Below are 13,591 nucleotides of genomic sequence, written 5' to 3'. Positions count from 1 at the left end.
ATCGGCTCTTTCTTGCACGAATGCGGGATTACCGTAAAGGGCGCCGTCGGTGCGCTGCGCCCCACTCAATCGTGCTCCAAGGGATGTCTTGCACACCAAGTTCAGTAACGGCACCCGATGACCCGATCGATTGTTTTCGACGCGGTATGCGAATGGCGATAGGCCAAGTCGGTTTCGACGATAGTGGTCATTCCGATCCCATGCTACGCATGTTCTCGAAGGCCGCTGTGATCAAAGCAGCGAACGCTCACGTTACCTCGCCGGTCGACATCAGAGATATCCCTAGCCGTGCTCCGGGAATCACGACCATTGACTGCGAGAAAGCGGACACCCGCCTCCTCGCAGCATCCTGCTACGTCAAGCGTCGAGGACCAGTGTGGGTGTGCGAGAACGTCCGACGCAGATCATCATCGTCTGGCCCTTGTCTCGGTCTGCCTGAGAGAGGATCGAATCGTGATGTTCGGGAACTCCGTCGAGCACGCGGGTTTCGCAGGACCCGCAGAATCCGTCCTCGCAGGAGTACAGGATGTTCGGGTTCGCTTCGAGAACGACTTCGAGCAGGGTGCGGTCTGCAGGCACCTTCAACGTGCACCCGGTCCGGCGCAGTTCGACCTCGAATTCGGTGGGCGACTGCCCGTCCGATGCGTCGGCAGCCTCGGAGGAATCGACCTCCACGACAGGGGCACCGAACCGCTCGAAATGAATTGCTTCGTCACCGAGCGCCGGACCACACACCGATTTGACCGCTTGCAGTAGACCTTCGGGGCCACAGCAGTACACGGCGGTGCCGGCCGGAACGTCGGCCACGGCGCCTGCCAGGTCGAGGTTTCCGAATTCGTCTGCAGGACAGACATCTACTTCGCCGAGTCCGCAAATCTCTTCCACGAATGCCATCGTGGCGCGGCTGCGGCCGCCGTAGAGTGCGGACCAGCTGGCGTTCTCCCGTGACAGTTTCCGTGCCATCGAAAGAATCGGAGTGATTCCGATTCCTCCGGCGATCAGGAGGTAGTGGGATGCAGGCTCGAGGGCGAAGTGGTTGCGGGGTCCCCGCACCGCGAGGAGGTCCCCCACCCGGACACTGTCGTGGATTTCCTTCGACCCACCGCGTCCTTGCTCTTCTTTGAGAACGGCGATCCGGTAGGCAGTCTTGTCCTCGGGGTCACCACACAGGCTGTACTGCCGAACGGTCCCGGAGGGCAGCACGAGGTCGATATGTGCTCCGGGCTCCCATTCGTCGAGGGCGGCCCCCTCCGGGTGCTCGAGGGTCAGCGACAACACGCCGTCGGATTCGAGTCGTTGTTGCCGGACCACGAGGCGGCTGGTCTCTTGTGTCATTGTCAGATCCTTGGGGTCGAGAGAACTGGCGCGTAAGCACCCGGGGTGCGGTATCCCCCTTTGAGAACGTCGACGAAGGCGGTGGCGAGAGAGACCTGGGTGAGGGACACCAGCATGTCGAGTTCCATCCGCAGTACTGCCATCGCTTCGGCGCCTTGCGGGCTGTCCCAGTCCTGTTGGTCGATCAGGACACCGGCGAGCAGGTTGCCCGATTCGCGGGCTGCTTCGGCCATGGCGGTGGCGAAGCCGATGGGGACCTGGGGCAGTACCGAACCGATGAGAATGACCATGTCCGATTCGGTGACCAATTCGTCGATACGACGCACCACCGTGGCCTCGGCGTTGATGTCGCGTACGGCCGCCTCGGCGGGCGAGTGCGCGGTGACGACGTCGACATCGGTCAACCCCGCCCGAGCCATCTGCTCGACCAGGTCGTCACCGGACTTCCCCAGTGGCACCAGCAGTATTCGAGCTACGTAGGACAGCCGGCGGGGTGTCGTCTCGCTCATGACAGCGTTCCTCGTTTCTGAGTGTTCGGGCGGCGCAACTGTGGACGGATCACGACGTGGGGACTCACCGGCCCCTGTCCGGTGGCCATCCGCCCCAGCATGTCGTCGACCTCGTCGAGGCCGACGTCGACGGAGGGCACGATCTCCAATCCGGATCGGCCGCCGGCGAGAAGTTCGATGCTGCGTGTGACTGCATCAGGAGAGCGGCCTCGGACACCGACGATGGTGTTGGCGCCGCGCACCAGAGATTTGAGATCGAGTTCGCAGACCGGCGTCGACCCCAGTCCGCCGATGACCAGCCGGCCCCGCTTGCGCAACGCACGGGCGGCGGCGGCCACGGCCTGTCCTCCGAGTCCTACGGTGTCGAGGAGTACATCGGCTCCTTCACCGCCGGTGGCTCGCAGGATCAGTTCGGCAAGGTCGTCGTTGTCGTTGATCACCGGCACCGCACCGAGCGATTCGGCGATCTCGAGGCGCCCGGCCGACTCCGGTACCCCGATCACGACGATGCGGGCGGCACCGACAGCCCGGGCTGCGGCTACTGCGGAGATACCGTGGTAGCCGGGGCCGATGATCACGACCGTCGACCCCTCCTCGGCGCCGCCGGCATCGACCGTCCAATCCAGCGCGTTGGCGAAGGGCTGTGTCCACGCCGCGAGGTCCGCATCGAGTTCCGCCGGTAGGCGGTACACGAGGCTGTTTGCGCTGAGCTGCATGTATTCGGCGTTGCCGCCGTGCAGACCGGACCCGTCGTTCGCCGGGACCAGACCTACTCGCCGCTTTCCTACGAACAGATCGGTCTGGGGGCACATGCGGTGATCACCGATGCGGCACGCCGGGCAGTCCTGCTTCATACACGGCAGGTACTCCTCCAGCGCGACCCGGTCGCCGGGCCGCACGTCCCATGCGGCGGACTGGGTCCGATCCACCGAGACGACGGTCCCGACGACGTGATGGCCGAGCACTGTGGGCGAGTCCAGTCCGGCCCGATAGAGCCCGACATCGGTTCCGCACACCGCGGAGGATTCGACTTCGAGCCAGCCCACCGCACCGACGGCTGCGCTGGTGTCGAGGTGGCGGATGGTCGTCGTTGTGTCGGGCATCGACACCGCGGCGCGGACCATCTTCGGCGGGCCGGCTAACGAGGGTGTCGATGCGATGTCGATGTCGGCTCTATTGGTCACGACGGACTCCTTGTTTCTTGTTGCCGGAGTGGTCAGATGGAGACGAAGTCTTCGCCTTCGACCATGCGGAGTGCGTCCTCGGCACCCTCCTGGAAGGGCGTTGCCTTCGGCAGCAGGACCGAGGTCGACCGCACACGCTGGTGTTCGGGCTGCAGGCCGGGCAGGGTTTCCGCTTCGAGTTCCTCGAGGGCGGCGAGCAGTCGGCGGCGGGCCAAGATGATGCCGGCGTCGGAGGTTCCGAGGCGTTCCTTGGTGCGATCGCAGATTGCGCCCATCGATTCCTGCAGGGAGAAGTCCTGGGCGGCGATGCCCTCGATGCCGGAGAACGTCTTCTTCTGCTTCTGGGCCTCGCGGTCCATCAGATAGTCGTTGTCCTTGTTCGCCAGCGTCCGGTAGGTCCCGGGGATGTACTTGGCGTGGATTCCGTCTCCGTTGCGCATCGACGCGAGTTCGTCCTCGCGCAGCTCCCGGGTGGGGTGGTAGTTGATGCTCCACGCCCAGCACGTCTCGTCGTCGATGGGCACCCAGGCGTGCCCGCCGAGCGGATTGTGGGTGCCGAACGGGGGAATGATGGTGTACCAGGGCATGATCCACTGGGTGATCCGCCAGTAGTACTCGTCGTCGTTGGCGTTGCGGCGAGCACCGATGACCAGACCGCCGTCGCTCTCGGCGACCTCGAACTTGGGGCGGGTGTCGGCCTTGAGGTACTTGTTGCCCTCGGTTCCCGAGTGCATCGGGTCGTCGTCGAGGTTGAATCGGTGGGCGAACGAGACGTGGCTCGAGTCGATGCCGCCCTCCATTGCCTGCAGGTAGTTCGTCTCCTGCAGTCGCTTCGAGACGAATCGGTGGCCGTCGCCGAGCATGGCCCATTCGAGTTCGGGCAGTTCGGGCTTGAGCTCGGGCGGACCCATGTACGTCCAGATCACGCCGCCGCGCTCGACACACGGGTATGCCTTCTGCTTGATCCGGGACTTGAACTTCGAGTCCTCCGGTTCGGACGGCATGTCGACGCAGTTGCCCTCGACGTCGTACTTCCAGCCGTGGTATGCGCAGCGCAGGCCGCAGTCCTCATTGCGGCCGAAGTACAGCGAGGCGGTGCGGTGACTGCAGAACTCGTCGAGCAGTCCGAGCCTGCCCTGGGTGTCGCGGAATGCGATCAGTTGCTCGCCGAGCAGCTTGACCCGGACCGGGGCGCAGTCCGGCTCCGGCAACTCCTCCGCCAGCAACGCCGGGATCCAGTACCGGCGGAAAAGCTGGCCCATGGGCGTATCGGGGCCCGTCTGAACCAGCAGGGTGTTCTGGTCTTGCGTCAGCATGGCAGTCCTTTCGACCTTCAACGACTGATTGCGTCCGAATAGCGCGCACGTGCGCGGAAATTGATCGGTGAGAGCACTGTGGCACACGTCGCTTCGCACCGTCAACCATGGGCGGCCTTACTTTTCGCCCTAAGAACCCTGGTAATCGCTGTTTCTGTCGCCGAGACACGCGATGAATCACCTCCGACTAAGGTGCGCACTCCACCATGGAAGGTCCGAAAAGAACGCGCATATGCGCGCAGATCGGACTCCACTACACTCGCGGTCGTGGGATCGAAGAAGCCCACTCAGTGAGGGCACCGGAGGGAACAGATGACGCGAGCCAAAAGCGCGGTGGACGCCATGCCGACGTCGACCCCCGTGCGGCCGGCCCGCCCGAAGGACGCGGTCCAATCACTCGAACGCGCCATCGCAGTGCTGACCACCTTCGACCGCGAGCATCGCCACCTCACACTGACCGAGGTGGCAGAGCGGTGCCGACTTCCCCGCTCGGCGGCGCGCCGATTCCTGCACACCCTCGTCGAACTCGGATTCGTCGAGGTCTCCGGCCGCAAGTTCACCCTGACACCGCAGGTACTCGAGCTGGGCTATGCCAACTTGTCGAGGTTCACCCTCGCCGACGTGTGCCAGCCACACCTCGAGGCACTTGCGCGAAACCTGGGTCTCTCCGCGTCCGTCACAGTGCTCGACGGTCCGGACATCCGGTACGTCAGCAGAGTGGAGGTTGTGTCCGGCATGTCGGTGTCCTTGAAGGCGGGCAGCCGATTGCCCGCCCATCGGACAGCGACCGGACGGGTGCTGCTGGCCGCACTTCCCGAAGCCGAACTGAACCGACATCTCGACTTCTCGGCTCCCCAGGACCCGCACCCGGCGCCCGCCCACGACGAGCGCAGTCGACTCGAGCGCGAATTGGACATCATCCGCCGCCAGGGCTGGGCCTTCGCCGACCAGGTTCTCGATGTCGGAGTGCAAGCGTTGGCCGTGCCGCTGCGCTCCCGAACCGGCCGCGTCGTCGGCGCACTCACCGTGTCGATGTACCAAACGCACGAATCCGCGCGCACCCTGGTTCCGCGGTACCTTCCCCCACTCCTCGAAACCGCCGGTCGAATCTCCCTGGAACTGCGCGCCGGAATCGACGTCTGAGCGCATCCCATGCCGCGAGGACGCGCACGTCCACCCGTCGCCGAACACCCACGGCGTGCTCCGCGGCCTCCCGTCACATCTCGCCACGCTTCGATGGCCCACGAGAGTCGGGGACGCGGCGAGGTAGGTGCCACACCCGAGGACGTGCGACACTTGCGTCCGAAGATAGGCTTCTTGAACGCTATGCGGACGCTTTGCGCTGAGATCGTGCGCACCGCCGCGCAGCGATAGGACTGTCGATGGAGTGCCTGTAGTGAACAACCGCAATTCCCGAGCACTACTGCCATTGCTGACGGCAGCCATGGCGATCGGCCCACTGCTGACCTACGGACTGAGCGCGACGAGCGCGCTGGTCATCCACTCGCTCGGCATCACCGCGGCGCAGTTCGGAATGCTCGCCACGCTCAGCTTCCTGGCGGCGGCCGCCCTGTCCCTGACCTTCGGGCGATTCAGCGACCGCTTCCCCGCTCGCGCACTGCTCGTCACGATCTTCGCGGGCGCCGCACTCTCGTTCGTCATCGCGGCGCTGTCGACGAACTACCTGTGGCTACTCGCAGCTATGGCCTTGTCCGGGGCTGCACAGGCCCTGTCGAATCCCGTCACCAACCGCGTGATCAGCGACCACGCCCCACCGGCCAAACGCTCTCCCTGGATCGGAGTGAAGCAGTCCGGGGTGCAGGTCAGCCAACTCGCCGCCGGAGTCGGATGCCCCACCCTGGCACTTGCCTGGGGATGGCGAGGCCCACTATGGGTCGGCGCGGCCATCGCGGGCATCTCGGCCCTCTGGGCCTGGCGTTGCGCACCGTCCCGGAACCGTTCCCAACGGCCGGCGAGCGCCCCCGAGCGTGCCGCACCCTCCTCCGACCGCACCGAGCGCCGCACCCTGCCCCCGGCCGTCTGGCTGTTCGCCGCCTACGCCTTGTTCTCCGGCGCCGCCCTTCAGGCCACCAACGTCTATCTTCCGTTGTTCGCGCACGACGAAATGGGATTGAACCTGACCGTGGCCGGGCTGACCGCCGCGATCGCCGGCCTGATCGGTGTCACCGCGCGAATCGGCTGGGGCCGCTCGCTTTCCGGAAAAACCGGCCCCTTCACCCTGCTACTGGTCCTCGCATCGGGCTCCCTGCTCGGCGCACTCGCCCTGCTCGGTGCCGAACTCTGGGGATGGCTTGCCCTCCTGTGGATCGGCGTCGGCGTGCACGGTGCGACCGCCCTCGCAGCCAATGTGGTGTTGATGGCCGGTGCGCTCCGCGTGGTTCGGACCAGCACCGTGGGCCGCGCCTCGAGCGCCATCGCAGTCGGGATGTACCTCGGATTCGCCGGCGGGCCCGCTCTGATGGGACTGCTGACCGATCACACCGGTGGATTCGCGACCGGTTGGTCTGCGGCGGCAGCGTTGTACGCAGTATGCGTCGCGCTCGGCCTCTGGGGGATCCGTACCTCTCACGCCCCCACTCGATCGGCAGCATCACACGAAGTAGATAGGTTGAGCCTGTGAGCGAGAACGAAGCAACCACGACGACCCCGGAGCAGAACCGCGATCACGTTCAAGCTCTCGGCCGGGGGCTCGAGGTACTCAAACTGTTCGGGCGAGAACGTCGCCCCCTGTCGGTCACCGAAGTCGCGAGCCTCGCCGGTATCACCCGCACCGCGGCCCGGCGCTTCGTGCTGACACTCGAGTACATGGGCTATCTGTCCTACGACGGCACCGCCTACACCGCCCGCCCCGCGATACTCGAAATCGGTGACGCCTACGTCCTGAGCAGCGGACTTCCCGAGATCGTCCGGCCCCACCTCGAACGCCTGGCCGAGCAGACGCAGGAGACGGCCTCGCTCACCGTGCTGCATCACGACAGGATCTTCTATGTCGACCGGGTCCAGGCCGACCGGGTCCTCACGGTCGAAATCGTGGTCGGGACGAGTCTGCCGGCCTACGCCGTCGCCACCGGTCGTGTACTCCTGGCCGACCGCACCGATGCCGAACTCGACGCCTATCTGGCGAGCGTGGACACCCACAGTTACACCGCGGCCACCACGATCGACACCGCCGAACTACGCGAGAAGATCCTCGCCGCACGCACCGAGGGATGGTCGCTGGCGGATGAGGAACTCACCGAGGGAGTGCGGTCGATCGCCGTGCCCGTTCGCGACGCCGAAGGCTACGCAGTCGCCGCTCTCAACGTCTCCGCCCAGTCCTCGCGCGTATCACTCGATCATATGAGGGGATCGATCCTCACCGCTCTGCGCACTGCGGCCGAGCAGATCCGCGAGGAGCTCGCAGCCATGTGAGGGCCCCGTCCGGCGATCGCGGTCGTCGTCGGGACGTCGACCTGCGCGCCGTGATCGACGAATCGAGCGGCGATCACACGATCCGGCCGATGGCTTCCCGGACCGGACCGATGGGCAAAATGCGTCCGAATAGCGCGCAATTGCTCCACAAACGGACGCAAACATTGTGTGAACGCGATCACCTTGATAAAACAGGTGCAGCGCTCGACCGGTCGAAGGTGACCCACCCTGAACTTTCCGCGACATACCCCCTCGTGACGTTCACAGTCCCTTCCACACCTCGACTGCACCAACGCTATTCGACTGACGGCAGCGATCCTCTCCCACGAGAACCGGGTAGCAGCAACACAACCCGAGACCCCTTATCGCGCCGAGACCAGACAGGAAACCCCTCGTGCAGACGATTTCCACATCACCTGATCAACAGGCACGCAACCGATATCGGTGGGTCGTGCTCGTGCTCTGCTGGCTCGCCTTCACCATGACCTCCGTCGATCGCTCCACCTGGGGCCCGGCATCGGTGTTCGTCGGCGAGGACCTCGGCGTACCACTGGCCAGCCTCGGCGTGTTCGCCACCGCGTACTACATCGGCTACGTCTGCTCCAACGCCCTCACCGGGGTGCTCTCCGACCGGTTCGGTGGCCGCGAGGTGGTCACCGTCTCACTCGCCGGCGCCGGCGTGTTCATGATGATCTTCGGATCGACCACCTCTGCGGTCATCGGCATCGGCGTGCAAGCAGTCGTCGGCTTCTTCGCCGGCGCGGATTACGCCGCAGGCGTCAAGCTCCTGGCAAGCTGGTTCCAGCCCAAGGAACTCGGCAAGGTCATGGGACTGTTCACCTCCGCGACCTCGCTCGGCACCGTCATCGCCAACACCGCCGTCCCGTGGATGATCAACCACTACAGCTGGCACGCCTCCTACCACCTTTTCGGTGCCATCTCGATCGTCACGGCGGTCATCTGTTATGTGATCATCCGGCCGGGACCGGTCACCAACACGATCGCTACCGCAGGCGACGGCAAGCGCCCCTCCGCCTGGAAGACCCTGACCACCAACCGTGACCTCATGCTGCTCTCCCTCGCCGGGTTCGGCGGGTTCTGGGGCACATACGGATTCGTCACCTGGTCCAACGCCCTGCTCATCAAGGGACACGGCGTTTCCGGCACTACCGCCGGATTCATCGTGGCGATCTTCGCGGGCGTAGCGGTCGTCAGTAAACCCCTCACCGGAATACTCGGCGACCGGATAGGCAGCGCCCGAAAGCCCGCGATCGTCATTCTCGCGCTGTTCTCCGTCATCCTGATCTTCTTCGGCACGCTGGACAACGTCCCTGCGCTCCTCATCGCAGCACCCATTCTCGGCCTGGTCGGTTACGGATACCTGCCCCTGATCGTCGCGATGATCCCCCGCCTGGTCTCGAGCGAGGTCACCGGCACAGCCGCCGGCGCATCCAACGCGTTCTGGCAGATCGCCAGCACCCTCGTCCCCCTCGCGATCGGCGCGGTCTTCTCGGCCACCGGCTCGTTCCTGGCAGCGTTCGCAGCCCTCGCCGTCGGACCGTTGATCGGCGCAGTGATCCTGTACTTCGTCGACGAGAACGGCGGAAAGACCACCGTCGCCGACACAGAACCGGCCACTCCCGACACCACCACCTCCTGAGACCCACTTCCCAACGACGCGGCGGCCTCCCTCCGGAGACCGCCGTGTCGTTGGTTGTGCAGCACACCTGGGCGTGACTACCCGCGCCGGTCCGGAAGGTCGTGTGACACAACGCCACATACAAACCCGGTCCGAAGCTGCGTAACAGACGTAGTCCTCTGCGCACCCAGTCCGGATCGAGGCGACATCGCGAGCAGCGGTGACTCTACGACAGCCGGCCGTTCACCCGGCGGGGGATACCCCACGGGTTCGCATCGACGAGAGCGGACGGCAGGTTCGCTTCGGGCACCGACTGGTAGGCGACCGGACGCAGGAACCGCCGAATCGCGGTCGCTCCGACGGAGGTGTGTACCGAGTTGGTGGCCGGGTAGGGACCACCGTGGTGCTGAGCCCAACCGACGGCCACACCGGTGGGCCATCCATTCCAGATGACGCGCCCCGCACGGCGCGCAAGCGCACCGAGCAGTCCCGCAGCATCGGGATCGTCATCGGTTCCGTGGACGGTCGCTGTCAACGTGCCCGGCAGGACAGCCATCGCCGCGTACAGCTCCGCAATCGATGTGTAGGTCACGATCAGCCCGAACGGACCGAAGCATTCTTCGAGCAGGTCCTGAGGGTTTCGACGCAACGCCCGAGCGTCGGTCACGCCGATGACCGGGCGTACCGACAGATCGTCCAGACCACTCTGCTCCGGCGCTGCCACCGGCCTAACATCGGGATGCTCGAGGATCTCCTGGGACACGTCGAGGAACGACTGGCGGATCCCTGCGTGCAGCAGACGGAACGAATCATCCGTGACCGCGCTTCGAACGAGCCACTCGATCGAGCTCTGCTCGGGAACGAACAGCAGCCCCGGCTTGGTGCAGAACTGACCCGCGCCGAGGAGCAACGATTCGAGGAAATCGCCGGCGATCTTTCCCGACCGGTCCTCGGCGGCAGCAGGTGTCACGAACACCGGGTTGGTGCTACCGAACTCACCGTAGAACGGGATGGGATCCGGTCGGCCGGCTGCCAGATCGGCCAGCGCCCGGCCACCCGATGTCGAACCGGTGAACCCGACGGCGGTGATACGCCGATCCTGGACGAGCTGACGTCCGATCTCGGCGCCCTGCACAACCCCGAAGGTACCGTCCGGGGCGCCGCACGCCCGCAGTCCCTCGTCGATCGCTTGCGCATAGGCGGCGGTCAATTGTGGCTGAGCAGGGTGGGCTTTGGCCACGACGGGGCAGCCGGCAGCCAATGCCGAAGCGGTGTCTCCGCCGCCGAGTCCGAACGCGAACGGAAAGTTGCTCGCGCCGAACACTGCGACAGGTCCGGTGGGCACGAGCATCCGGCGCAGATCGGGACGCGGAGCAGGGTGCGCATCCGGATCGGCCGTGTCGATGATCGCTTCCAGCCAGGAGCCCTCCTCGACGACCTCGGCGAACATCCGCAGCTGCGTCGTCGTCCGCGTGACTTCGCCGCGCAGGCGCGGCTCGGGCAGTGAGCTGTCGGCGGCCGCCAGCGGCACCAGTTCCGACGCTGTGGCGTCGAGCGCATCGGCCACCGACCGCAGAAGGTGCGCTCGTTCATGCAGGTCCGTACGAGCAAGAGGCGTCGCGGCGGCCTCGGCGGCGTCGAGAATCCGCTCGTAATCCTGCGCGGTGGTGTCGAGGAGAGTGTCTGTCGCAGTGGTTTCCATTGCTGTCCTGTCGAATTCGGAGCGTCCCGTGCTGAGTGTGTGGATCTCAGTGTGCGGGAGAACCGATGTGATGCGACATCTCCACATGGAGATGGTGTGAGTGCAGTCACCGCCTCCAGGATGGGCATCACACGAGATACCGGATGACTTTGGAGGACGACGATGACCGCAATGACAGGACCACTCGCGGGGATTCGGGTACTGGATATGACACGTCTGGCGCCCGGACCGTACGCGAGCATGCTGCTCGCGGACCTCGGCGCAGAAGTGATCGCAATCGGTGGTGGTCGTTCCGGGCTCCCGGTGCCCGCGCTGTCGCGAGGCAAGGAATTCATCTCGCTCGATCTCAAGACCGCCGACGGCCTCGACGCCCTGCACACCCTCGTTTCGGAAGCCGACGTCTTCATGGAAGGATTCCGCCCCGGGGTGGCGGACAAGCTGGGCGCCGGCTACGCGGAACTGTCGGCCCTCAATCCCGGACTCGTCTACTGCAGCGTGACGGGCTACGGCCAGAACGGGCCCATGGCGCAGCGCGCCGGGCACGACATCAACTACCTGGCCATCGCCGGTGCCCTCGGGACCTTCGGCCCCTCGGATCACCCGCCGACACTGCCGCTGAACCTGGTCGCCGACTTCGCAGGCGGCGGATTGCTGTCGGCATTCGGCATCATGTCCGCCCTCTACGACCGCACGCGTACAGGCAAAGGCCGGTACATCGATGCCGCCATGGTCGACGGCGTGCTGTCGATGATGGGAATGAACTTCGTCGATTGGCAGACGCCGACGCTGCCCGGCCGTGGACACGGCGTACTGACCGGATCGATGCCGTTCTATCGGTGCTACCGCTGCTCCGACGATCGCTACGTCGCAGTCGGGGCCCTCGAGACCGCCTTCTTCGAACGGTTGTGGACCACCCTCGACCTCGGTGCCGTTCCGAACCATTTCGACGAGTCCACCTGGGACCACATCGAAAAGTCACTGACCACAGCATTCGAGACGAAGACGATGGCGGAGTGGACCACAGTGTTCGCCGATGTCGATGCCTGCGTGACACCGGTACTCGAACCGCACGAACTGGCCACCTTCGATCAGATCGTGGCCCGGGACCCGGACTTCACACTTCATTCGGTCCCCGTGGTCCCGGTGTTCTCCGACGGCCCGACACGGCGCGCCACCGACACCCACGTCAAGACCGAGGACGTGCTGCGCCGTGCCGGTGTCGCCGAAGACCTCGCCCACCGGGCAGCCGCAGCCGGTATCCCCTCGTCCGTGACGGGTCTGAGCTGGCCCCCACTGTGACCGTCGAACTTCCGAATCATCACCTTCCCCACACAGACCAGGAGTAATTCATGAGTATCGAATATCGCGAATTCCGCGAGAGCGTCCGCAAACTCGCGCAGACCAAGATCGCACCGCACGCCGCCGATGTGGACGACAAGGAACGATTCCCCTCGGAATCCTGGGCAGCCCTGCGCAGCAACGACCTGCCCGGACTCGCCTACCCCGAGCGCCTCGGCGGCAGTGGAGCCGACCTGCTCGCCCAGGTCATCGCTGTAGAAGAAGTCGCAGCGTCCTGTGCAAGCACGGCACTGGTCATGCTGGTCAACTGGGCCGGCACCTCCACCGTGCTCCGCCAAGGCTCCGACGAACTCAAGCAACTGGTGGTACCGAACGTCGCATCGGGCGCCGCCGGCGCCGCATGGTGCATGACCGAGCCGCGCGTGGGCTCGGACCTGTCGGCGATCGCAACGACCGCAACCCAGGATGGGTCCGACTGGATCCTCAACGGTCAGAAGCGGTTCATCAGCAATGCGCCGTGGGCCGACTGGTACGCCGTGCTGGCGAAGACCGGCGAGAAGTCACTCGGCATCTTCATGGTGCACAAGGACGATGCCGGCGTCAGTTTCGGCGCTCCCGAAAAGAAGATGGGTATGCGCGGCAGCCCCACGACCGACGTGAACTTCGACGAGTGCCGACTGCCCGCCGTCCGGGTCGTCAACGACCCCTACCAGGGGTTCGCGTACATCTCCGAGGAACTGAACGTCAGCCGGGCACTCATCGCCGCGCAGGCCCTCGGCATCGCACAGGGCGCATTCGATGCCGCCGTGTCGTACACGACCGACCGCGAGCAGTTCGGCCAGTCCATCTCCCGCTTCCAGCTTCTGCGCGGCATGGTCGCCGATATGGCCGTCAAGATCGAGTCGGCCCGCACGCTGCTGTACGACGCAGCCCGTCTCATCGACGACGGGGAACCGGCGGGACGGACGAAGGCGGCCATGGCGAAGCTGCTGTGCAGCGACACCGCCATGTCGGTGACCACCGATGCGCTCCAACTGCACGGCGGATACGGCTATGTCCGTGACTATCCGGTCGAGCGGATGATGCGCGACGCCAAGATCACCCAGATCTACGAGGGCACCAACCAGATCCAGCGACTCATCATCGCCAAGTCGGTATACGGAAAGTAGGCGCAC

The 13,591-nt window shown here is 65.3% G+C and carries 11 protein-coding genes; 6 read left to right on the top strand and 5 right to left on the bottom strand.

What is annotated here, in order from left to right:
- Positions 1-357 precede the first annotated feature (357 nt).
- The 4 genes from ACLBYD_RS19840 to ACLBYD_RS19825 are packed head-to-tail and all read right to left on the bottom strand — an operon-like array spanning position 358 to position 4,344.
- Complete coding sequence (locus ACLBYD_RS19840; RefSeq protein ID WP_447817785.1) at positions 358-1,335, bottom strand: PDR/VanB family oxidoreductase; 978 nt, start codon at positions 1,333-1,335, stop codon at positions 358-360.
- A gap of 2 nt (positions 1,336-1,337) precedes the next feature.
- Positions 1,338-1,844 (bottom strand): hypothetical protein, encoded by a 507-nt coding sequence (locus tag ACLBYD_RS19835; RefSeq protein ID WP_186455408.1) that lies wholly within the window; start codon positions 1,842-1,844, stop codon positions 1,338-1,340.
- On the bottom strand, positions 1,841-3,028 hold the full coding sequence (locus tag ACLBYD_RS19830; protein WP_447817784.1) for a zinc-binding dehydrogenase: 1,188 nt from the start codon (positions 3,026-3,028) through the stop codon (positions 1,841-1,843). Before ACLBYD_RS19830 ends, ACLBYD_RS19835 begins: the two co-directional genes overlap by 4 nt.
- A 32-nt stretch (positions 3,029-3,060) precedes the next feature.
- Positions 3,061-4,344, bottom strand: a complete 1,284-nt coding sequence (locus tag ACLBYD_RS19825; protein WP_447817783.1) for a Rieske 2Fe-2S domain-containing protein — start codon at positions 4,342-4,344, stop codon at positions 3,061-3,063.
- Between the two features lie 312 nt (positions 4,345-4,656).
- On the opposite strand from ACLBYD_RS19825, the gene ACLBYD_RS19820 reads away from it, so the two are divergent.
- The 4 genes from ACLBYD_RS19820 to ACLBYD_RS19805 all read left to right on the top strand — a co-directional run bounded on the left by ACLBYD_RS19820 (position 4,657) and on the right by ACLBYD_RS19805 (position 9,436).
- A complete protein-coding gene (locus ACLBYD_RS19820; protein WP_447817782.1) occupies positions 4,657-5,487 on the top strand; it encodes an IclR family transcriptional regulator domain-containing protein in 831 nt (276 codons plus the stop codon).
- A 253-nt stretch (positions 5,488-5,740) separates the two neighbouring features.
- Positions 5,741-6,985 (top strand): MFS transporter, encoded by a 1,245-nt coding sequence (locus tag ACLBYD_RS19815; protein WP_447817781.1) that lies wholly within the window; start codon positions 5,741-5,743, stop codon positions 6,983-6,985.
- Positions 6,982-7,776, top strand: a complete 795-nt coding sequence (locus ACLBYD_RS19810) for an IclR family transcriptional regulator domain-containing protein (protein WP_447817780.1) — start codon at positions 6,982-6,984, stop codon at positions 7,774-7,776. Before ACLBYD_RS19815 ends, ACLBYD_RS19810 begins: the two co-directional genes overlap by 4 nt.
- 394 nt (positions 7,777-8,170) lie before the next feature.
- Complete coding sequence (locus tag ACLBYD_RS19805) at positions 8,171-9,436, top strand: MFS transporter (RefSeq protein WP_447817779.1); 1,266 nt, start codon at positions 8,171-8,173, stop codon at positions 9,434-9,436.
- Between the two features lie 205 nt (positions 9,437-9,641).
- Here the strand turns inward: ACLBYD_RS19805 and ACLBYD_RS19800 are convergent, their stop codons facing one another.
- Positions 9,642-11,117, bottom strand: coding sequence for an aldehyde dehydrogenase (NADP(+)) (locus tag ACLBYD_RS19800; protein WP_447817778.1), 1,476 nt, complete (start codon positions 11,115-11,117; stop codon positions 9,642-9,644).
- Between the two features lie 162 nt (positions 11,118-11,279).
- Between ACLBYD_RS19800 and ACLBYD_RS19795 the strand changes: the two genes are divergently transcribed.
- Complete coding sequence (locus tag ACLBYD_RS19795) at positions 11,280-12,416, top strand: CaiB/BaiF CoA transferase family protein (protein WP_447817776.1); 1,137 nt, start codon at positions 11,280-11,282, stop codon at positions 12,414-12,416.
- Positions 12,417-12,466: 50 nt separating this feature from the next.
- Positions 12,467-13,585, top strand: coding sequence for an acyl-CoA dehydrogenase family protein (locus ACLBYD_RS19790; protein WP_447817775.1), 1,119 nt, complete (start codon positions 12,467-12,469; stop codon positions 13,583-13,585).
- Positions 13,586-13,591: the final 6 nt, after the last annotated feature.

The sequence above is a fragment of the Rhodococcus sp. C26F genome (assembly GCF_053345925.1).
The sequence above is the reverse complement of the archived record's forward strand: the minus strand, read 5'-3'. Positions and strand labels throughout refer to the sequence as shown.

Bases quoted from the DNA above. Each gene is read 5' to 3' on its own strand.
- ACLBYD_RS19825 (WP_447817783.1), bottom strand. From the start codon at position 4,344: ATGCTGACGCAAGACCAGAACACCCTGCTGGTTCAGACGGGCCCCGAT.
- ACLBYD_RS19800 (WP_447817778.1), bottom strand. From the start codon at position 11,117: ATGGAAACCACTGCGACAGACACTCTCCTCGACACCACCGCGCAGGAT.
- ACLBYD_RS19790 (WP_447817775.1), top strand. From the start codon at position 12,467: ATGAGTATCGAATATCGCGAATTCCGCGAGAGCGTCCGCAAACTCGCG.
- ACLBYD_RS19795 (WP_447817776.1), top strand. From the start codon at position 11,280: ATGACCGCAATGACAGGACCACTCGCGGGGATTCGGGTACTGGATATG.
- ACLBYD_RS19840 (WP_447817785.1), bottom strand. From the start codon at position 1,335: ATGACACAAGAGACCAGCCGCCTCGTGGTCCGGCAACAACGACTCGAA.
- ACLBYD_RS19835 (WP_186455408.1), bottom strand. From the start codon at position 1,844: ATGAGCGAGACGACACCCCGCCGGCTGTCCTACGTAGCTCGAATACTG.
- ACLBYD_RS19820 (WP_447817782.1), top strand. From the start codon at position 4,657: ATGACGCGAGCCAAAAGCGCGGTGGACGCCATGCCGACGTCGACCCCC.